The sequence below is a fragment of the Cellvibrio sp. OA-2007 genome, from assembly GCF_000953825.1.
Lineage (GTDB): Bacteria > Pseudomonadota > Gammaproteobacteria > Pseudomonadales > Cellvibrionaceae > Cellvibrio.
Map to the genome: position 1 here is coordinate 1 of NZ_BBUL01000088.1, position 21,744 is coordinate 21,744.

A 21,744-nucleotide genomic window follows, 5' to 3' on the forward strand; every position below is an offset into this window, starting at 1 on the left:
CCGCCGTCACAGCGCTATTGGCTTTATTAGCCCAGAGCGCTTTGAGGCAAGAAATGTATGTTAGTGAACTGTCCGAAGTTGGCGGAGGGGATCAGGCTGCTGCTGTTGCGCCAGCCAATTAATGGCCAAGTCAGTCACTTTGGTGGAGTGGTATTCGGTACTGGTTGTACTAATACCATTGCTAATTAACGGCCAATTAAAATAATCGGGCAGCACGCCGGTAATATTACCGCTGTAATAATCCACACCGCTGTCGGTGGGGTGGGAATTAACAGGCGAGGAACCGCCGAGATGCCATTTGCCAATCACGGCGGTTTTATAATTTGCGCTGGCACTTTGGTTGCGTAAATAGCGCTGCAGGGTTTGGCTTTGCGGGTCGAGAATCGCAGGCACAAAACTAATCCCACTATTTATTCCGTGCTGGCCGGTAATAATGCTGCCGCGCGTAGTGGTGCAAGCCGGTGTCGCCCAAACGTTATCAAACACTATGCCCTGTGCTGCCAAGCCATCGAGCGTAGGTGTTGCAGGGCGCTGCTGCGATAGACTGTATTGGTTGGATGCATCCAACCCAAGATCATCGGCAATAATTAATAACACATTGGTTTTGGTTTCCGCCACGCTAGCATTGGACGAATTTTGTTGCACCGATGAAATCATTCCAGATGAAACACTGCTGGCAATCGATGAACTACTTACCAGAGCAGATGACGTAGGTAATGGTGCAGAAGCTGCACCTCCACCGCCACAACTGATTAACAGTGTACTAGCTACGATTAAATAGACATATCTCATAATACTTCTCGCTATAGCATTGCGCCCATTAAAGACTGGAAAATATCAAAAGATAGTCAATTTAGTACACAAGAGAGTGAAAAGATTGTGCAACGGATCGGATTGCACAGCAAATCACGACAACTCATAGGCACAGAACTATTACAACATTCGATGAATTTCATCGTAAAAGAAAACCTTATCGTTTTTGATATGCGGATTTGTCACAGAACCCCAATCTTCATCAAAGTCGCTTCGCCACCGCGATAAGATTCCTGCGCGATAAACTGCCAACCTAATTCGCGATAAAATTTGGCTTGATCCGGTGTAAACAAATAAAGCGGGTTGAAACCATGCGCATTGGCTTGACTGACAACATGCTTCACTAAAGCTGCGCCCACTCCGCGCTTGCGATAAATCGGGTTTACATAGACGCTCGCGAGCCATGGGGATAATTCCGGGTGGCTGTCCATATCGCTCTCTACTAATGCTGCAGTACCTACTAAATGTTTACCATCTTCACAGATATACATTGCGGGCATAACCGCGCCTTTTAAAAAACGCTGCATTCTTTCGATCCGGGATTCAAGTGTGCCACCCGGATTTAAATAGCCCCACTGGGCATGGTGCCAAGCGGCAATGGTGGGAATATGTTCAGGCGCGTCGGCTAAATTAATAATTTTCATATGACTTTCTTTTTCAATTTTTTAGTAGAAGAAATTTAAATGCATTTTTTATGTTCGGTTTTTGTCGCATCAATTAGCTTAAATTAAATATTTAGTTTACTTAAACGACAATTAAATCTATTTCGTCTTTCGTGTAATACGGCGTAATAGCGGGACTCGCTTTTGCCAACTAGGCTCCATGAGCTGTTTGAAAATATGGAATCGTTTTTCTAACTAACCGTGGAGACACACAACAATGAAAATAAATTTTATGTCTAAATCTGTTTTGCTCTCGCTAGGCGTGTATTTGGGGTGTTTCACATCATTAACTTCAGCAACAGAACTTGATGTTGCAATCGATGCATGCGCCTTGCCCGCTAAACCCGCAGCAACACAAGAAGAGACTGCATGGCGACTTTTTGTCGCAATTAATTGCAAAGTAAAAAACAATCAATTGACTTGGGAAACATGGAAATCCCAAGCTTGCTTAAAGAATCCCAATGATTGCCCCACCCAACGTTTGCACGGAAGCGCGTTGCGTACAGCCAATCTTGCCACGACACACGACTCACCAAAACGTACTGGCGGCTGTGCGCCAATGACAACCTCCGCAACAGCTTCAGAGTCCGGCTTGGAAAATTTTGTCCCTAAAAATCTATCGGCATCACCGGTTTTTTGCGAAGAAGTGACTATTAGCCCGGCGGAAGAAGCTTACGGTAAAAGCAAAGGACTATTAACCGTTGCGGGGCAACAGACCTATTTGCAAGCAGGCGGTGTTATTGATTTTCCAACTGGGGCAATAGAGGTCAAAGCAGATTGGGTGCCCGCATCATCCTTCACCGATGTGACCTTCGATTGCACCAAACCAAGCAAAACTCACTACCAAGAAATCATTGATGGCCAATGTTACGCTCTGGTGGGGATTCATATCAGTTCAAAATTGTATCCCAATTGGCTCTGGGCTACGTTTGAACCGCAAGATAAACGCACCAACCCCAACCGCTGCAACCCTAGCCTCTACAATGCCTGCTTAGATCATTGGGGCTCAACACCAGCGAAGTCCACTGGGGCAAAAACCAAAACCACACCCAAGCTACAGGCGCTATTCAAGGCTGCAGGTAGCAAGTTAGATAAGTCATTCCAAAATTACCGTTTGGTAGGAACACAAACCCAATACAACCAACCCGCTGCAAGCAACGGCAACCTGGGGAACTCGTTTGTGGAGTTTAATGCGCAGGTGTCGCCATACCAAGCATCTTGTATCACCTGCCATTCCTATGCACAGCGCAATGCCGCAGGCAAAACCCCTCAAGGCGGCCCACTGCCGGGAGCGAATAGCGTCGGCCTGCCCACACCTTTACCTGCAGGCTATAAGCCACTGGACTTCTCTTGGTTCCTTGGCTTTGGCGTCCCACAAAAATAGCTAATGATTAGCATTAAATTAATGATACTCAGGGATGAGGTGCGGAAAGTGTAGCAAATAGATAATTGCTGATTATTAGAAACTAAAAAGCCGCCATGCAATGCGGCTTTTTAGTTTAATTGGCAGTCTAACTACACCGACATTAGCATCACACTCATCACCATCACCCAAGCCGCTAACGCACCATAATTTATACGCTGATATAAACCCACATTAATGTTGGTTTTAAGTGCACGTAGCATCAGCACCAATGTAACAACAGATATTGCGGCGCTCGCTGCAGAATAGAATGTGAACCATTGCGGCAAATCATGTTGTCTAATTACCCACAGCAAACACGCAGCGAGTAAAGAAAAGTACATAACCAAACCAGCAAGATTGTGGATTATTTGCACCACTGATGATTTAGGTATACCCAAATCTTCATCACAAGGAAACAATCCTGTTACCCAATGCGATACACCTTGCACCACCATCAAGATGCCGGTTAAAAATAAAAGATTATCAGTGGACTCCATTTTCAATAACGCCACACCAAACAATACAAACCAAAATCCAATTGGGTAATTATTAATCCACGGATGAATTTTTGTGGTAGCACGATCGCGTGCACCTAACTCACTCATGACTTGTTGGCGATGACCATAACCGGGATACAAACGCGCCACAAAAATGACGCCTAGTAACATCCATAGCGGTGCAATAACACCCGCCACCATATATTGAGGCATTATGTTCCCCCTCTATATAAAAAGGGTAGAAACATTATGTTTCCACCCTATAAAAATCGCTACGAGATTACACTTCACTCTTTCGCTTCTGGCTTAGCCTTTTTTGCTTTCATTTCAGTAGAAAACTCATCCATTAGTACTTTAATTTTTGGAAAAACTCCCTCCATCATTTTCTGACTAACCCCCATTGAATCCTGCATCACCAACGGCATTTTTTTGATTGTAGATTTACCGATATCAGAATTATAAAACTCTATCATTCCCTGAATCTCTTGCTCGGTGAAATGTTTAATATACACCTGCATCATTGGCTCCTTCATTTTTTCCCAGCTCATTTCCTCCGTAACCAGCGCACTCACTTTTTTCATATACGCATCAAATTCAGGTCTATCTTTTTCAGTAAGACCCATTTGAGTTGCTATACCAGAAGACATGCTATCAATCTGAGCATAAACCGCATCGACCATTTTCGATGCCTCTGTTAACTCTAACAATTTCTCTACAGATGCAGTAGTGGCCGGTTCACTTGAAAATACATTCAATGAAAAAACAAGACTACAAAATAATACAACCACTTTATTAAAATTCATAAATAAATTCCCTTCAGAGTAATTTAAAAAAATAAAGCCGAAATCATGCCAGATAAATGGCGAGTGCAATATGGCATAGATTGGCAAAGCCTGCCAAGTAGGTTTTACTACCGCTTCTTCAACCGCAATACCGCTTTATTCTGATCAATTACAAAATCAAAACGACCAAGAATATCGATACCGAGTAAGCCATCGAATTGATCACTATTATCCATCGGCAGGCGGGCAAGCATATGTTTGTTGAAGGTAACGCTTTCGATGGTGAAAGTATCCACTAAAAATAAATAACTCTCGACCGTACCACTTGCAGTGTTGAGTTGAATGGGCTTGGGAGATTTAACAAAGGAATAATGGCGATTGACAAAACTGGCAGTGAGGCCGCTGATGGATGCGCCGGTATCCAGTAATAACTTTACTTGCACACCTTCGATAGTGACTGGCACCAAAAATTGGTCGCCGAAGCGAGTTAGCTGCACGCTTATTTCAGGCACTGCATTATCGTCAGCCGTTGAGCCTTCATCCAACTTGGCGAGTATGCCCTCGGCACGCGCGCGGGTTGCTGGCTGATTAGCAGCCATCAGCGCATGGTATTGCGCCTGCTCTTTATCTTCAATTTTTAGATTCATTTTGGCGAGCTGTAAATGTAATTCACCATTGTCAGGTGTGAGTTTTATCAGGTCGTTAATTTGCGCCATTAACCATTCGTAGCTCTCACCAAAAATAGAAGGATTTTCCGTGAGGCGAATTAAATACTTGGCTAAATAGGCGAGTGCATTGTCAATTTTTTGTGCGTCCACTTCGGTGTTGATGTAGCGAAACCAACTGGCGACCGATTCTTTGTGCTGTCCCTGCTGCTCATAGACACGGGCCAACAGCCACAGAGCTTCTGTGTATTGTGGATTCTGTTCAAGCAATTTATTTAATAGGCGAACCGCTTCACCATAAGCGCCATTGGCAATTAATTGATTAGCACGCTCAATGGGGGTTTGTGGTCGGGCGGGTAAAAACTCAGCGGCGCTGGCAGACGGTTCCGAGCTAGCAGCTTGCGCAGAAGAATGTATTGGCGATATAGACGGCGCGTCATTTGCAACGACGCTTACACTCATTTGCGGGTGTTGATTGTTATTGGCATGACGATACTCGCTGAGGTAAAAACCCAGCGTAAACGCCAATGCGCCGACAAGTATAACCTTTTTATTATTCATTGTTGAATTGGAGTAGGTGTCAGGATTTTAGTAATTGTTGGCGAATAAATTCAGCCATTCTTTCCGGTTTGGTTATAGTGGCAAAACGTTTGATGGGTGTGCCATCGCGGCCGATAATAAATTTAGTAAAATTCCACTTGATTGATTTGCCCAACCAGCCAGGTAATTCTGCGGTGAGCCATTTAAATAGAGGATGAGCATTGTTGCCATTTACATCCACCTTGGCAAACATGGGAAAATTCACACCGTAATTAATCTGGCAAGTCTGCGCGATTTGAATTGCATCGCCCGGTTCCTGCCCGCCAAATTGGTTGCAAGGAAAGCCAAGAATCACCAAGCCCTGTTCGCTAAATTCTTTATGCAGCGCTTCCAGCCCAGCATACTGTGGGGTAAAGCCGCATTGGCTAGCGGTATTAACGACTAATACCAACTTGCCAGCAAAGTCAGACAAGCTAACGGGCGCACCGCGCAAAGATTCAGCAGTGAAACTGTAGAAAGGGCTCATAGGTCACCTGTGAGAGTTATTGGTGAAAGCAAGCATAAACCAGACTGCAGGGCGGGCGGCATTAAAGCAGCCCCCGCCCTCCGTTTGCGTAGCATATCAGTATTCAGCGGCGGGTTTATCCAGCGTTTTAATTTGAATATTGCGATAAAACGTTTCCGCTCCTTCCGATTGGATTTGCAATTTTCCGCGCGCAAGTGGAACAAATTTTCCATCCACCTTGTGACGTGAATTAAACCCGCGAAACACTTCGTGACCATTAACTTTGTGAATCAGGGTTTTGCCGTCGGCGATGACTTCCATGGTATCCCACTCGCCACTGGGTTTTTCATAATTGCCGAGTTTTAATACGCGCGCAGCTATATTTTTGCGCAGCGGCAATTTGGGATCGTAGCGATAGAATTTCCAATCACCTTCGTTCGCATCACCCGCGTGCACATCAATAATCACACCATCGAGGCTGTGGTAATCACCACTGTCGCCCTCTTGCACCTGGAATTCATGACTGCGCATCCAGTGGCCGCTCTGTGCACCTTGCGCGCCGACAGCAAAGTACAACAGACCGCTGTCACGCACTACATCCAAACGCGGATGCCATTTTTGTTTGCCCCACTTGATATCGAACTTCAGGTGAAAGTTTTCAAACTCCTCCACACTGGTCAGCCCGCCCCACTCCGCACCCGACACCCGCAACAAGCCATCAACCACGGAGAAGATATGGTTAGGGTCATTATTCAAACCATGGGGCTGATGGCGGGATACCAAATTGTATTCATTGGTTTCTGGCTGAAAGCTAACATAAGGCTCCCAACCACTGAGATCCTTACCATTAAACAGGGATTTCCACTCGCCGCTGCCCGCAAACACCGGAGCACTGGCCAGTAAAGCACATAACAATAAACCGCCCAATTTCATCGCTTATCCTCATTTCATCTTTATAGAGTTGTGGGTTTTTATCCCCTAGTGGTACGCCTGACTGCAGCAGGCTAAAGGCTGAATTGCGGCGCGTCCACCTATACAGATTAACAATTACAGACCTTTACCCTGAGCCAAATTCGGGCAACCACAGGTAATTGGATAGTCTTTAGCACAGCAACCGTGCAAACACTCCCGAGCAGGATAAACCCAAGCGCAAAACCACTCAGCTCAAAACTCGAAATCTGCACCATTTTAAAGAAATTTAGCCAACAAAAATGCATCCAAAAAAATCACCGCTTCAACTCCCGCAAAAAACTGAGCACCACAAAAATGCACACACCCTTTTTAACACGGGAAAAATAACCGAGAAAATGATTTCAGAATTTTTAGTTGGTGATTGGCATTAATTATGCCTTAGCGATTTTGAGCTCACACACCGCTGTAAATGTTGTAAGGATCGATACTGCAAGGATTGTCCGTCTATCACCTGATACCTAAACCATACTGACTGCGAGAATTATTTCATGGACAAAAAAAACTCCCCCGATAGCAACGATCAAACATTGCAATTAAATCGCCGCCAGTTATTAAAAACTGGCCTTGGCGCAGCAGGTAGTGCCGCTGTGCTTGGCATGCTGCCCGGCTTGGGCAGCCTTGCCTACGCTGCACCGGCGGCACTGGAAACCACTAAAGCAAAACTGGGCTTTATTGCATTGACCGATGCCGCGCCGTTATTTGTTGCGCAGGAAAAAGGTTTTTTTGCCAAGTACGGCATGACCGGCGTGGAAGTATTAAAACAATCCTCCTGGGGCACCACGCGCGACAATCTTGTTTTAGGTTCACAAAATAATGGCATCGACGGCGCACATATTTTATCGCCAATGCCCTACCTGATTACTACCGGCGCAATGACGGCAAACAATCAGCCGGTGCCTATGTCCATACTCGCGCGGCTGAATTTAAACGGTCAATGTATTTCAGTTGGCAAAGAGTATGCAGGTTTAAAAGTGGATGTGCAGGCAAAAGGTTTTAAAGAAGCCGTTGCCGCGAAAAAAGCCAGCGGTAAAGCCGTGAATGCTGCAGTTACCTTCCCCGGCGGTACCCATGATTTATGGATGCGCTATTGGCTCTCTGCGGCAGGTATTGACCCCAACAAAGATATTTCCACCATCGTAGTACCACCGGCGCAAATGGTGGCCAATATGAAAGTCGGCAACATGGATACTTTCTGTGTATGCGAACCGTGGAATGAACAATTAATTAATCAAAAAATTGGTTACACCGCATTAACAACTGGCGAGTTGTGGCACAACCACCCGGAAAAAGCCTTTGCTATGCGCAGCGATTGGATTGAAAAAAATCCCAACGCCACCCAAGCCTTGTTGATGGCGGTAATGGAAGCGCAAATGTTTTGCGAGAAAGCCGAAAACCGCGAAGAAGTTGCGAAAATTTGTTCTGACCGCAAATGGATCGGTGCGCCGTTTAATGATGTGGTTGAACGCATGAAAGGCAATTTCGACTACGGCACTGGCCGCGTGGTGGAAAACAGCCCGGAGCAAATGCGTTACTGGAAAGACTTTGCCTCTTACCCTTTCAAGAGCCACGATGCCTGGTTTATCACCGAAGATATTCGCTGGGGCTATTTACCGGCCAGCACCGATATTAACGCACTGGTCGATAAAGTTAACCGCGAAGACTTATGGCGTGCCGCAGCAACCACGTTAAAAATTCCCGCTGCAGAAATTCCTACCAGCACCTCACGCGGTGTAGAAAAATTCTTTGATGGAAAAGTGTTTGACCCTGCTAATCCCAAAGCCTATCTCGATAGCCTTGCGATTAAAACCTTGGCATAACGCGGAGTAATTACCATGGCCGAATCCAGCATCACCACCAGCGGATTTACCGACGAATCGCGCAGCATTGCGCAGCGGGCAAAAGCAATTGGGCAATATTTTTTAGTCAGAGTGACACCGGCACTGGTTGTGATCAGTTTATTGGTCGCACTCTGGCAAATTACCTGCTCGCAGCCGGACTCCAGTCTACCCTCTGCCAGCACTGTGTTTGAGGAGACACGCTACCTGATTGAAAATCCGTTTTACGACAATGGCGGCACCGATGTCGGAATGGGCTGGCAATTATTAGCGAGCCTCAAGCGGGTGGCGATTGGTTATACGCTGGCGGTGATAGCCGGAGTTGCGCTGGGCATTTTGGTTGGCCAGTCAAAGTGGGCAATGCGCGGGCTGGATCCACTCTTTCAAGTCTTGCGCACCGTACCACCACTCGCCTGGCTGCCGCTGTCCCTTGCAGGATTTCAAGACAGCAATCCGTCCGCGTTGTTTGTCATTTTTATTACCTCTATCTGGCCAATTATTATCAACACCTCGGTTGGTGTGCGAAATATTCCCGCCGACTACCGCAATGTTGCACGCGTGGTGCGTTTAAATGGCTGGCAGTATTTTTACAAAATCATGTTGCCCGCCGCAGCGCCTTATATATTTTCGGGTTTGCGCATCGGCATAGGTTTGTCCTGGTTGGCAATTATCGCCGCCGAAATGCTGGTGGGTGGTGTGGGTATTGGCTTCTTTATTTGGGATGCCTGGAACTCATCGCGCATCAGCGACATCATTCTCGCGTTGATTTATGTAGGGCTGATTGGATATGCACTGGATCGGCTTGTAGGTCTGGTGGGCTATTTGGTCACACGGGGAACGGCACAGTAACACGCAAAACAATCACCCAGCGGCACCATCCAGCACAACTAACCGCAACGCCAGCATCGCCAATGCTGGCGTTTTTTATGCGCACTGATCTTGCTGTTGAAACCTTGCGTATACTGTAATAACACTTAACTGAATCAAGGCACCCATCCATGTTCAAACCTTGGAAAATGCTATTCGTATCAGGCCTGATGCTTATGCTCTCTTCATGCTCAACCACATCCATCGACGAATACGCCAGCAATCAACCACAGCTTGATCCGCAAGCGTTTTTTAACGGCCAGTTGAGCGCCCACGGTGTGCTGAAAGATCGCAGCGGAAAAGTCACGCGTTACTTCAACGCAAGCATCAATGCCTATTGGCAAAACGGTATTGGCACCCTGGAAGAGAAATTTATTTTTGATGACGGCGAAATTCAGTACCGCAACTGGACACTCACCCCAACGACCAACGGCTACGCCGCAACCGCAGGGGATGTGATTGGCACAGGCAAGGCGCAAGTCAAAGGCAACGCCATGCAATTAAACTATGTGCTGGAGATCAATTACAAAGGCTCACCACTGCAACTCAAGGTAGATGATTGGATGTGGCAAGTTGATAACAAAACCTTACTCAATGAATCTACGTTGCGCAAATGGGGCTTCAAGGTTGGCAGTATTCAATTGGTGATTGTAAAAAAATAACTCCCCAGGTCATAACATTAAAACCGTATCGTTCGTAATTGATATAACTTATCGCGCATGTTTTGTGCATTATCTGTATCACCCAACTGATCGTATATGTCCGCGGCTAACCGATAGAAGCGCGCTTCATTGCCCTCCTTCTTAATTGCTTTTTTGATTAAGGTTAAAGCGCCTTGAAGATCATTTTTATTCATCTTTTCTTCGGCGCGTTTATACATAAAATATGGATTGGCATTGCGATATTGGCGCACCCGCTTTTGGTAATATTCACTCTGTTCCAATTTGCCCATATCTTTATACAGGCCAGCAAGATTGTGCATGATATTGTAATCGCGCGGATTGATGCTTAAACCATGCAAGTAAATCGCCTCTGCTTCCGGCAGTAACTTTTGGCGGCGATAAAAGCTGCCGAAATTGCTCCAAATATAACTCGGTTCCTGACTCATCAGCAGCGCTTTACGCAAATGTAAAAAACCTTCACGCACATTGCCCTCAGCTGCTAATTCCATTCCGCGATTAGAATAAAACTGGGCGGCCACTAAGTCCTTGTCGATCACCTGCTGTTTGTAGTGAGAGCGATAGCGCCGCATTTCCAGGTCCACCACTATATCGCTCACATCCGCCGTGCCGATAATACGAATATAGGACTTGTTCACGCGCGGCATAAATACTTTGGCATTGACGTGGCGCATCAGCAGATAGGTATCACTCGCGCGCATATCCCAAGTGGGTGGCAAGATCACCTCATTGACTTCAGCCTTCAACCCCACATGCCGCGCCATTGCCACATACAAGAGCGTGTAACTGATGCAATTAGCCTGACGCCGCTCGAATGCTTCTATGCCAGTAATGGTGTCATAGGCGCTGTAGGTAATCCCGCGCCCGCCGTAACTAACCGATGTCATCAAGGCTTTATGCAACGCTTCGGCTTTGGCATCGCTGCGCTTGAGCTGAGCAGTGGCAGCCTCCGCAAAGAGCTGCATTTCTTTTGTCATGCCGAATAGATCTGCATTGGGCAACTCTTCGGGCAAATAGGGACGCCCTAAAATCAGCTCGCCCGACAGCTCGCGTGCCAAAACACCTTTATCCGCCATAAATGGCATTTTTTGCACCACAGAAGTACAGGCGCAGAGTGTCAAACAACTGAAAATGACTAGGAATCGGAATAATTTCATTCTTTTGAGGCTCATCGGGGGCTGAATACTCCACTTGAGTATAGGGGGTATTTGGCGCTTGTGCGCGTCACAAATGTCACGCTAACTCCGCGAGATACAAGCCTTTTTTTCTTTTCACTTAACTTCGCTGGCCGATCTAAAACACACATGGTTGCACGCACTGAATGATATCAACGCACCGCTGCGCAAAATAAGTGCATGTGTATTCAGCTTCGGCAACTTCACGTGCTCACTCGCAACACAGATTCTGGCACCAAAAAAAAGCAGTAAGTTTTTTCATGACCCAGCAGCGCGCAAAACCAAATAAAAAGCCACGATAAGTGCAAAAACACTGCGCCGTTAAAGTGCATTGCCGATCTTGGCACAGTGTTTGAATAAGCCATTGTGTACTGATTCATTACACCACCATTTTTTACACACACTTTTATTTTTACGTTTTGTTTTTTTAGAGCAGCCACCCAGACAAATTTTTACTTTATTTTTTTGCAGATAATTTTTTAATTGATGCCAGGAGTAAGAGATGAAAAAAATCACTACAACAACAGATAAAATTTCACGCTTATTGCGACCGATTGCAAAAACCACATTGGCAATTGCCACTGCGTTTTCATTGCTGACCAGCGCACATGCCGAAACCGGACCCGCGGAAAAAGACACCTTAAAATTCGGCTTTATTAAATTAACCGACATGATTCCTCTGGCCGTTGCTTATGAAAATGGCTACTTCGACGACGAAGGTTTAAGCGTTGAACTGGAAGCGCAAGCTAACTGGAAAGTGGTACTTGACCGCGTTATTACTGGCGAATTAGATGGCTCACACATGCTGGCTGGCCAACCGATTGGCTCTACTATTGGCTTCGGCACCAACGCGCACATAGTGACTTCATTTGTAATGGATTTAAACGGTAATGGTTTAACAGTTGCCAACGATGTTTGGAAAAAAATGAAGAAAAATGTTCCAGTCGGCGCCGATGGAAAATTAGTTCACCCAATTAAAGCTGATGCATTAAAACCAGTTGTTATGGCAGCCAAAGATGCAGGCCAAACATTCCCCATGGGAATGGTATTCCCCGTCTCAACCCACAACTATGAAATTCGCTATTGGCTAGCCGCAGGCGGAATTCACCCTGGTTTTTACGCTCCAGCTAAAGGCGATATCACCGGCCAAATTAAAGCCGATGTTTTGCTCTCAGTAACACCGCCACCACAAATGCCTGCAACTTTGGAAGCGGGCACTATTAAAGGTTATATGGTGGGCGAGCCATGGAACCAACAAGCCGTATTTCGCGGTATTGGGGTACCGGTTGTTACCAACAACGATATTCACAGCAACTTCACTGAAAAAGTATTTGGTGTTACCAAAGAGTGGGCAGACAAATACCCAAACACCCATATTCGCGTAGTGAAATCATTAATTCGTGCCGCCAAATGGTTGGATGAAAACAACAACGCCAATCGCTCTGCTGCTGCCAAAATGATTTCCGCATCGCACTACGTGGGCGCAGATTACAAAGTTATCGCCAACTCTATGACCGGCGTTTTTGAATACGACCGCGGCGATGTACGCAAACAACCTGACTTCAATGTGTTTTTCCGCTACAACGCCAACATGCCTTACTACTCAGACGCCATCTGGTACTTAACTCAAATGCGTCGCTGGGGCCAAATTGCCGAGCCAAAACCTGATAGCTGGTACACCGAAACTGCGAAAAAAATATTCCTGCCAGAAGTGTATCGCCAAGCAGTGAAAGATTTGATTGCCGAAGGAAAAATGTCTGCTGCTGATTTCCCCGAACTGGATAAAACCGATGGTTTCCGCAAACCGGAAGACACCAAATTTATCGACGGAAAAGTTTTTGACGCTACCAAGCCAAACGATTACCTCAAACAATTTGAGATTGGTTTGAAAGGCGACGAACAAATTTAATTAGCAGTTTTGTTAAGCATGTAAAAACATAAGCCCGCTTATTGTTGCACATACAATTAAGCGGGCATGCAGAGGAAAGATTATGAACAGCACTCTCGCTTCAGTAAAAATAGAACAATTAAAAAGCATTAAATGGCCAGAATTAATTGTTAAAACTCTTATGCCAATGATTGGTATCGCATTGTTTTTAATGGTTTGGCACGCCGCTGCACCGAACATTAAAACCTCGCTGGGCGATTTCCCTCAGCCAAAACAAGTATTTGAACAATGGGGCAATTTGGTGGATGAGTACACCGCCGAACAAGCGCGCGAAGCAAAATATTATGAGCGTCAAGATAAGCGCAATGCCGAGCTGATCGCCAAAGACCCTGAGGCAAAATTAGATGAGCGCCCCTTCAGTGGCCGCCCCACTTTTTTCGACAAAATTGAAACCAGTTTAGTAACCGTATTATCGGGATTTTTAGTGGCAACGATTATCGCCATTCCAGTAGGTATTATGATCGGCTTGAGCCAGCCACTGTACAACGCGATCAATCCACTGATTCAGTTATTCAAACCCGTATCGCCACTAGCATGGCTGCCATTGGTCACACTGGTAGTGAGCGCTGTGTATGTATCTGACGCGCCTATGTTCTCCAAGTCCTACATTATCTCGCTCTTAACTGTGAGCCTATGCTCGCTCTGGCCCACCATGCTCAACACCGCAGTCGGTGTTGCAGGCGTAAGCAAAGATTTAATTAATGTCAGTCGCGTATTGCGCTTGGGCTGGTTTACTCACGTAGTGAAAATTGTTTTGCCCTCCGCCATTCCCATGATGTTTACCGGCCTGCGTATTTCTCTCGGTATCGCCTGGATGGTGTTGATCGCCGCTGAAATGCTTTCGCAAAATCCAGGTTTGGGCAAATTTGTGTGGGATGAGTTTCAAAATGGCTCTTCCGATTCATTAAGCCGCATCTGTTTGGCCATTTTAGTGATAGGTCTGATTGGGTTTTTACTCGACCGCACAATTTTGATGCTGCAAACCTATATCAATTGGGATAAGAGCGCAGTGGTTCGTTAACCACTGCATGATTGGGTACGTTAATTGCCTATTAAATCCTGAGCACCTTATTTTATTTATTTCAGTTTGTTACAGAGGAATCCAGCATGAGCCAGATCCATTTGGAATTAAGTAGAGTCGGCATTGAATTTCCCACCCCCAAAGGCCCCTTTTGCGCGCTGCAAAATGTGGATTTAAAAATTAAAAAAGGTGAATTTGTTTCGCTGATTGGCCACTCCGGCTGCGGCAAATCTACTGTGTTAAATATTGTCGCTGGTTTGTATCAAGCAACCACTGGCGGCGTAATGCTAAATGGCCGCGAAGTTAACGAGCCAGGCCCCGAGCGCGCGGTGGTATTCCAAAACCATTCGCTGCTGCCTTGGCTGACCGCCTATGAAAATGTAGAGCTAGGCGTAAAACGTGTATTTAAAGGCAGAAAAACCAAAGCAGAAATGCGCGAGTGGATTGAGCACAATCTGGAATTAGTGCACATGACCCACGCACTGCACAAACGCCCCGATGAATTATCCGGCGGTATGAAACAGCGTGTAGGTATCGCCCGCGCACTGGCGATGGAGCCGCAGGTATTGCTGATGGATGAACCCTTCGGCGCACTGGATGCCCTCACCCGCGCGCACCTGCAAGACTCGCTGATGGAAATCCAAAACGAATTGGGCAACACCGTCATTATGATTACCCATGATGTTGATGAAGCGGTGCTGCTCTCTGACCGCATAGTGATGATGACCAACGGCCCCGCCGCGACAGTGGGCGAAATATTGGATGTGCCCCTCGCGCGCCCGCGCAATCGTCTGGAGCTGGCCGACAATGCCGAGTACAACCACTATCGCTCATCGGTGTTGCGCTTTTTGTATGAGAAGCAAAAAAAAATTGAATCGATCGACGCCAAACGCGCCGAAAAAAAACAGGATAAAGGCACTGCAGAAAAATCCAAAAGCGTCGCCTGATAGTGCACCAATTCTTACAAAAGTGCAGCGCCATGCCCAAATGGCATGCACTCCTGTCCTCTGTTTGCCCCAGCTTGCTGGGGCTTTTTTATACCCCCAACGAAAATATTTGACCTAAGCCAACTTTTTCACCGGCAAACAGAGCGAATAAATATTGCTCACAGTGATTATTTTTTTGTCTGGCGCATTTTTCATCATTGGTATATATTGTGCAGCATATTTGATGACACTCATCCGTGACGGATCACGCACTTCTGGAAACAAGGCGCGAACTCCATGCTGCAACTCATCCACAACCCAGCTCATTTCTCCAGCTCTCCAACGCAATCAGCTGCCCCCGCAGCAACCCCCGAACTAACCACCACCTATGCCGACTTGCTTGTGGATTACCTCGCCCAAATGGGTATAGATAAGGTATTCGGCGTGCCGGGCGGGGCGATTGAACCCCTGCTTAACTCATTGGCACGCAGCGAGCGCAATGGAGGGCCGCGTTTGGTCGTTGCGCGCCATGAATGCGGCGCTGCCTTTATGGCTGATGGCTACGCGCGCGAAAGCGGCAAAATGGGTGTGGTCTGCGCCACTACTGGCCCCGGCGCCACCAACCTGATTACCGGTGTCGCCTCGGCACTGGCCGATGAAGTGCCTATGCTGGTAATTACCGCGCAAACGCCACTGCCCAAGTTTGGTAAACGCGCACTGCAGGAATCCAGCTGCACCGCTATAGATACTGTGGGCATGTTCCGCTACGTCACCCAATTTAATACCCTGGTATCTCATCACGAACAGCTTGAGAGCAAATTGGTCTCGGCAATCATGGCGGCGCATCGCAAACCCAACGGTCCTGTACATATCAGTATTCCCGCCGATGTGTTGCGCGCACCAGCAACCATCAATGCCCATATCCACAGCGACTTGTTAGTGCACGATTTCGCCATGGCCGACGATTCCGCCATTGCCCGCCTGTGCGAAAAGCTCGGCAAGGTCGATAACATCGTGATGTATATCGGCAATGGCGTAGGCAAAGCCAGCAAACAAATCATGGAGTTTATCGAGCTGACCGGCGCGGCATTTGTCACTGGCCCTATGGGCAAAACCTGGGTCGATGAACATCACCCGCTCTATCGCGGTGTATTTGGTTTTGCTGGGCACGAGAGCGCTAAAAATCTGCTGCAAAACCCGGCGGTGAACTTAATTCTGGCGGTGGGTACCGAGCTGGGCGAGCTGGGCACTAGCGGCTGGAAAGACGATTTGCTCAACACCAAGCTGGTGCATATCGACTCATCAATCGAACACTTCACCCGCTCGCCCATGGCGAACCTGCATGTGTTCGGCAATATCGATGTGATCTTTGATCGTTTGGTAAAGAGCGTGCACGAAGCGCGCAAATGGGGGCGCCGCTGGCAGACACTGCCAGGTGCGGCCACTGAAAATGCCAACGGCGGTTTTTTCACGCTCAACGATGCTGAAAAATGCTATTCCAACGCCAGCCCGGTAAAGCCCCAGCGGTTGATGTCCCACCTCTCCCGCGCGCTACCCGACAACACTCGCATATTTGTCGATGCCGGTAACGGCTGGTCTTGGGCGACCCACTACCTGACGCGCGCAAATAGTGAAGGTTTGTATCGTATCGCCATGGGCTACGGCTCCATGGCCTGGTCGATTGGCGCCGCGATTGGATCTGCCATTGCCAATCCCGGTGCACCTACCTTATGTATTGTGGGCGATGGCTCTTATTTGATGAGCGCACAGGAAATCACCGTCGCTGCCCAGCAAAAGCTGCCTGTGGTTTTTTTAGTATTAAATGATTCAGCGATGGGCATGGTGATGCACGGGCAAATGCTCGGGCAGCAAGAATCTATCGGCTGGGAATTAAATGATGTCAATTACGCACTCATGGCGCAGGCGATGGGCGTAGACGGCATAGTGATCGATTCACCAGAACAATTAGACGCGCTGGATTACGCCGCATTATTTCAAAAAAATGGCCCCACCCTGCTTGATGTCCGCATCGACCGCAATGAAATTCCACCCATGGGCGACCGCATCAAAGGTCTGGCGGTAAATGGCTCGGCAACACCGGGAGGTTAATACTAAACTGATTGATTATTGGGGAAACTTGTAACGCAAAACCTACCTAGGCGAAAAGGAGCTCGCAGTTTATGCTAGGCTGAAAGGATATTAATGCGGAGACCGACGAGTGTTAACTGATAACACCCAATCCAATCAATCCAGCTCGCCTATTAACCTCCTTATCGTTAATAACGACGCCCACGCGATGACTGCCATTACCGGTAGTTTACGTTCGGCTGGGCTCAATAAGTACACCTGCGTCGACTCCGCACAACAAGCGCTACGCGCCCTGCGCCAACAGCCAGTTGATGTATTGATTGTAGATGTTGACACCGCCGATATGGATGGCTGGCGCTTATCGCGTTTGGTGCGCAGCGGCATTCTAGAATGCCGCGCTGATCTGCCGATTATTATTATCGCCAGCACTTGGTGTGAGCGCATCGCCGAAGTCACCGCGCGCGAATATGGCATCAATCAACTACTCCCCCTCGATCACATCAAACAACTGCCTGCCGCCGTGCAAAAACTGGCTCATCGGCAACACAACAGCACTGACAAACCGCGCTTGCTGGTAGTAGAGGATGAACCCGACACCGCCGATTTGATCAAACGCGTACTCTCGCCCTCGTTTGAGATTGAAGTTGCCTACGAAGGTGACACCGGCCTGCGCGCCTGGGTACAACGACGACACGATTTGGTTTTGCTCGATGTGATGCTGCCCAAATTATCCGGACGCGACATCTTAATTGAAATTGGCAGTATTGATCCCAACCAGCCGGTGGTGATTATGACGGCGCATACCACCATCGATCAGGCCGAAGAATTAATGCTGCTCGGTGCGGTCGATTTTTTACCTAAACCATTTCGCGCGGAACAGTTGCGTAAAGTCTGTGATATCGCCATTCATCGCGATGATTTTCTAGTGAGCAACGCGCAATTTGCCGCGCGCGTGAAATCCCTGCAAGAACGCGAGCTGGCCTACCGCCAACTCTACCAAAACCACCATCAACTGCTCGAAGATTTACAGTCAGTGGTGATGGAGCTGGATGAGCATTTTGTAATCTGCTACCTCAATCGCGCATGGGAAACCATGATGGGCTACCCCATTAGCGAATGCATCGGCCAGCCACTGGAAAATTTTATCGCACCAGAAGATGTAGCGCAGTTTTCGCTGTTCCAAAATAAAATTCGCAAAGCCCTGCTACAGAATAAGCCCTGCCCCGAAATTGAAATTTGCCTGAGCAATAATCGCCACCAGAAATTATGGGCACAATTAAAAATCAGCCGCTCCAGCAATAGCAAACAACAGGGCAATTTGACTGTTTGTTTGGACAACATCACCGAGCGGCGCGAATCGCAAGAGCAGCTTAAATATTTAGCCATGCACGATTCGCTCACCGGTTTGTACAACCGTCACTTTTTTGAAACCACACTTGCACAATTAACCGCCGACTCGGTGCGCAATAAACGCCAGCACGCGCTGGTGTACTTGGATCTGGATCACTTTAAAGTTATTAACGATACCTTCGGCCATCAAAAAGGCGATGAAGTACTGCGCGAAATGTCGCACCTGTTGAGTAAACGCATTCGCGGCGCCGATATCCTCTGCCGTTTAGGCGGCGATGAATTTGCCATCTTATTGCGCGACATTCACAGCACCGAAGCACACGAGTTTGCCCGTAGCATTCAGCAGATTATTAGCGAGTTCAGTTTTCAAATGCATGAACAGCGGGTCAACCTCGGCAGTAGTATCGGCCTCACACTAATTGATGGTAGTACCAATAATGCGGAAGAGCACTTGATGCGCGCCGATATAGCGCTCTATGTCGCCAAAGGGCGCGGGCGCAATTTAATTCATCAATACAATCCGCTCGACAGTGAAAGCGATGAGCTGCGCCACTCGATTAATATGTCGCAAAAAGTACGCGCCGCAATCGCCGATGACCGGATGACGCTCTACTTTCAGCCTATTTTTGATATCAAAAAGAATAAAGTATCCTATTACGAAGCACTGGTTCGCCTGGTAGAAACCGATGGCAAAGTTATTGGCCCCAATAATTTTATTCCCGCACTGGAAGCGGCGGGTGAAATGCATTTGTTAGATCGCTGGATTATTAAACTAGCCATACGCAACTTAAAAGCGCACCCTGAACTAAACCATATCGCCATTAATCTCTCAGCCCAGGCGTTTAAAGATGAAAATCTGGTGCCCACCATTCTGGAGAATTTAAAAGAGACGGAAGTAGACCCCAAGCGCATCACCTTTGAACTCACTGAAAGTGCAAGCTTGTTTAACCTGCACATCACCCAGCGGGTGATTGCCGAACTACACAAGTTGGGCTGTAGCTTTTCAGTGGATGATTTTGGTTCTGGTTTTAGTAGTTTTGCTTACTTGAAAGATTTACCGGCGGATTACATTAAACTCGATGGTTCGTTTATTCAAAACTTACACCGCGATACGATTGACCAAACGCTAGTGCGCTCCATGATTCAGGTCATTCAGGCTCTGGGCAAAAAAGCGGTGGCAGAATATGTAGAGAACGAGGCCATTCTCGACATTTTAAAAACCATGGGCGTAGATTTTGTGCAGGGCTATCACATCGGGCATCCGCTGCCAATCACCCAACTATTTACCGAACAAACTATTAGCAAAACCTCACGCTAAACGAAGGTACTGCGATAATTGCAGCTGAATTAACTCATGCAATTATACGCAGCACTCACTCAGCAATCAGGCTCGCATCAAGTCACATTCACACCACCGTCAACAGCCCAAATGGCACCGGTGGTATAACTTGACTCCAACTGCGCGACAATCACTTCCGCCACTTCATCGGCACGACCGTAGCGAGCCAATGGAATAGTGGTTTCCATATGGGCTTTTACTGCCGCTTGCGTTTGTTCATCAAGACCTAGTTTGGTAATAATCGGCGTATCAATTGCGCCCGGTGCAACAGCATTAATACGCACCCCAATAGGGGCAAATTCAATCGCCAAACTTTTGGTGCACGCCTCTAATGCACCCTTGGTTGCCGCATAAAGCGCCGCATTCGCCAAACCATTATTGACCACGGCCGACGACACATTGGTAATACTGCCGCTCGCTTTCTGTAGCGCCGGCAAAACACCTTTAATTAAATCCAAAGGGCCGCGAACATTGGTATTCATAAACTCGTCAAAGTCGGCACTTGTGCAATAGGCAAGCGGAGCAAAACGCGCAATTGCTGCGTTGTTAACTAACGCACTCAGCGATTTCCCCTCAAAGTGCCCTGCCAATTTAATTACGTCACTGGCACAGCCCATATCCGCCACTATGCCTTTTACTCCCAATTCCGCTGCAGCCCGCTCGACACGCTCACTATTGCGCCCACAAATAGTCACATCGTAACCCTTGGCTTTTAACAGTTTTGCCGTCGCATAACCAATACCGGAATTGCCGCCAGTAACTAACGCTGTTTTTTGCATAATGATTTCTCTGTTGAAAAAATTGCGGAAAAGAAAAAGAAAAAGAAAAAGAAAAATGGAATTAATCAGGAACCGAGCGAATAGCAACACCTTGATAATCAATATCATCACAGCGCAGCGGTAAAAATGTATCAGGCGCTTGATGGTAGGTATCCAAATAACAAGCCGTTACACCGCTGGCGACCAGCGTAGTAAATATTTGATATACCTCATCGGGACAAAAATCATGATCCGCCATTACAGCCGATACATAACCATTAATATTCATTCCCTCGTCATATTTTTCCTGCAAAACACGCTCAATTTCCATTGCCAATTGCAGATGCGGGCCGGTTGGAAAACCATAAGCTTCCGCGATGCTTGCCATGGCACGAATGCGTTCATCACCTTTCGCAATAGGGCGAATATACCCAATAATTAACGGCTTACCACCACGCGCAGGTACACTTGCCACTATCTGTTCAGCCGATAGCCCTTGCTGATGACTCACCAAGGCAGCCTGAATAAATTGCACACCCTCCTTTAATGGATAGACGCCATAGGTGCGCGAATCTGTCGCCAGCACGCCCATAGCGGTAGCTGCAATTGCCGATGCGCGCGCACTACCAGCAAGCGCCCCAATTTGATTGCACCAAATACGCGGATCAGGCCAGCTCAAGCAGGAGTAACCCACCTCTACCCAATGAGCAAATTCCGGGGAAACCATTTTTCCGGTCGCGTTTAATACCACAATCTGGAAGTAAGATTTTTTTCCTACCAAATCATCCATCATGGAATAGCCATGACTAAAAACGCCTTTACCGGGAAACCATCCTCCTGTCTTGCTGACTATTTTCCCGCGGCGGGCATCAAGTATTTTAATGATGCGCTGATCGCTAAATGTTTTTTGATTCAC

The 21,744-nt window shown here is 47.3% G+C and carries 19 protein-coding genes; 9 read left to right on the plus strand and 10 right to left on the minus strand.

All coding sequences use genetic code 11. The features are described from left to right. Positions 1 to 60 precede the first annotated feature (60 nt). Both AWU77_RS09315 and AWU77_RS09320 read right to left on the minus strand, forming a co-directional pair. Positions 61 to 792, minus strand: a complete 732-nt coding sequence (locus AWU77_RS09315; RefSeq protein ID WP_084618241.1) for a sulfatase-like hydrolase/transferase — start codon at positions 790 to 792, stop codon at positions 61 to 63. Positions 793 to 995: 203 nt separating this feature from the next. Next, the gene (locus AWU77_RS09320; protein ID WP_062062203.1) at positions 996 to 1,457 is read right to left on the minus strand and encodes a GNAT family N-acetyltransferase; all 462 of its coding nucleotides are present in this window, start codon (positions 1,455 to 1,457) and stop codon (positions 996 to 998) included. A gap of 250 nt (positions 1,458 to 1,707) precedes the next feature. Between AWU77_RS09320 and AWU77_RS09325 the strand changes: the two genes are divergently transcribed. Continuing rightward, positions 1,708 to 2,859 carry a hypothetical protein gene (locus AWU77_RS09325; protein ID WP_152625321.1) on the plus strand — a complete coding sequence of 384 codons (1,152 nt, stop codon included), beginning with the start codon at positions 1,708 to 1,710 and terminating at the stop codon, positions 2,857 to 2,859. A 131-nt stretch (positions 2,860 to 2,990) separates the two neighbouring features. Here the strand turns inward: AWU77_RS09325 and AWU77_RS09330 are convergent, their stop codons facing one another. The 5 genes from AWU77_RS09330 to AWU77_RS09350 all read right to left on the minus strand — a co-directional run bounded on the left by AWU77_RS09330 (position 2,991) and on the right by AWU77_RS09350 (position 6,802). Further along, a complete protein-coding gene (locus tag AWU77_RS09330; RefSeq protein WP_062062208.1) occupies positions 2,991 to 3,590 on the minus strand; it encodes a DUF998 domain-containing protein in 600 nt (199 codons plus the stop codon). Between the two features lie 74 nt (positions 3,591 to 3,664). Then, a complete protein-coding gene (locus tag AWU77_RS09335) occupies positions 3,665 to 4,180 on the minus strand; it encodes a DUF2059 domain-containing protein (RefSeq protein WP_062062211.1) in 516 nt (171 codons plus the stop codon). Positions 4,181 to 4,287: 107 nt separating this feature from the next. Continuing rightward, entirely contained in the window at positions 4,288 to 5,385 is a 1,098-nt protein-coding gene (locus AWU77_RS09340) for an aspartyl protease family protein (RefSeq protein ID WP_062062214.1), read from the minus strand. Between the two features lie 19 nt (positions 5,386 to 5,404). Further along, positions 5,405 to 5,890 (minus strand): glutathione peroxidase, encoded by a 486-nt coding sequence (locus AWU77_RS09345; RefSeq protein WP_062062217.1) that lies wholly within the window; start codon positions 5,888 to 5,890, stop codon positions 5,405 to 5,407. A gap of 96 nt (positions 5,891 to 5,986) precedes the next feature. Continuing rightward, on the minus strand, positions 5,987 to 6,802 hold the full coding sequence (locus AWU77_RS09350) for a DUF1080 domain-containing protein (protein ID WP_062062219.1): 816 nt from the start codon (positions 6,800 to 6,802) through the stop codon (positions 5,987 to 5,989). Positions 6,803 to 7,329: 527 nt separating this feature from the next. Here AWU77_RS09350 and AWU77_RS09355 point away from each other — a divergent pair. The 3 genes from AWU77_RS09355 to AWU77_RS09365 all read left to right on the plus strand — a co-directional run bounded on the left by AWU77_RS09355 (position 7,330) and on the right by AWU77_RS09365 (position 10,205). Then, a complete protein-coding gene (locus tag AWU77_RS09355) occupies positions 7,330 to 8,658 on the plus strand; it encodes a CmpA/NrtA family ABC transporter substrate-binding protein (RefSeq protein ID WP_062062222.1) in 1,329 nt (442 codons plus the stop codon). A gap of 15 nt (positions 8,659 to 8,673) precedes the next feature. After that, positions 8,674 to 9,525, plus strand: coding sequence for a nitrate ABC transporter permease (ntrB, locus tag AWU77_RS09360; RefSeq protein ID WP_062062225.1), 852 nt, complete (start codon positions 8,674 to 8,676; stop codon positions 9,523 to 9,525). A 194-nt stretch (positions 9,526 to 9,719) separates the two neighbouring features. Continuing rightward, positions 9,720 to 10,205, plus strand: a complete 486-nt coding sequence (locus tag AWU77_RS09365; RefSeq protein WP_238582362.1) for a DUF3833 domain-containing protein — start codon at positions 9,720 to 9,722, stop codon at positions 10,203 to 10,205. Between the two features lie 17 nt (positions 10,206 to 10,222). Here the strand turns inward: AWU77_RS09365 and AWU77_RS09370 are convergent, their stop codons facing one another. Next, on the minus strand, positions 10,223 to 11,308 hold the full coding sequence (locus AWU77_RS09370) for a tetratricopeptide repeat protein (protein ID WP_238582363.1): 1,086 nt from the start codon (positions 11,306 to 11,308) through the stop codon (positions 10,223 to 10,225). A 601-nt stretch (positions 11,309 to 11,909) separates the two neighbouring features. On the opposite strand from AWU77_RS09370, the gene AWU77_RS09380 reads away from it, so the two are divergent. The 5 genes from AWU77_RS09380 (at position 11,910) to AWU77_RS09400 (ending at position 20,049) form a co-directional block, all read left to right on the plus strand. After that, positions 11,910 to 13,307, plus strand: a complete 1,398-nt coding sequence (locus AWU77_RS09380) for a CmpA/NrtA family ABC transporter substrate-binding protein (protein ID WP_375600837.1) — start codon at positions 11,910 to 11,912, stop codon at positions 13,305 to 13,307. A gap of 82 nt (positions 13,308 to 13,389) precedes the next feature. Further along, positions 13,390 to 14,367: an ABC transporter permease gene (locus AWU77_RS09385; protein WP_062062241.1), complete on the plus strand. Its 978-nt coding sequence runs from the start codon at positions 13,390 to 13,392 to the stop codon at positions 14,365 to 14,367. An 86-nt stretch (positions 14,368 to 14,453) separates the two neighbouring features. Further along, positions 14,454 to 15,314, plus strand: a complete 861-nt coding sequence (locus tag AWU77_RS09390; protein ID WP_062062244.1) for an ABC transporter ATP-binding protein — start codon at positions 14,454 to 14,456, stop codon at positions 15,312 to 15,314. A 276-nt stretch (positions 15,315 to 15,590) separates the two neighbouring features. Next, complete coding sequence (locus AWU77_RS09395) at positions 15,591 to 17,402, plus strand: thiamine pyrophosphate-binding protein (RefSeq protein WP_084618243.1); 1,812 nt, start codon at positions 15,591 to 15,593, stop codon at positions 17,400 to 17,402. Positions 17,403 to 17,511: 109 nt separating this feature from the next. Beyond that, positions 17,512 to 20,049 carry an EAL domain-containing protein gene (locus AWU77_RS09400; protein ID WP_238582364.1) on the plus strand — a complete coding sequence of 846 codons (2,538 nt, stop codon included), beginning with the start codon at positions 17,512 to 17,514 and terminating at the stop codon, positions 20,047 to 20,049. A gap of 77 nt (positions 20,050 to 20,126) precedes the next feature. Here AWU77_RS09400 and AWU77_RS09405 read toward each other — a convergent pair whose 3' ends face one another. Both AWU77_RS09405 and AWU77_RS09410 read right to left on the minus strand, forming a co-directional pair. After that, positions 20,127 to 20,849 (minus strand): SDR family NAD(P)-dependent oxidoreductase, encoded by a 723-nt coding sequence (locus AWU77_RS09405; RefSeq protein ID WP_062062247.1) that lies wholly within the window; start codon positions 20,847 to 20,849, stop codon positions 20,127 to 20,129. Positions 20,850 to 20,910: 61 nt separating this feature from the next. Next, a complete protein-coding gene (locus AWU77_RS09410; protein WP_152625324.1) occupies positions 20,911 to 21,744 on the minus strand; it encodes a hypothetical protein in 834 nt (277 codons plus the stop codon).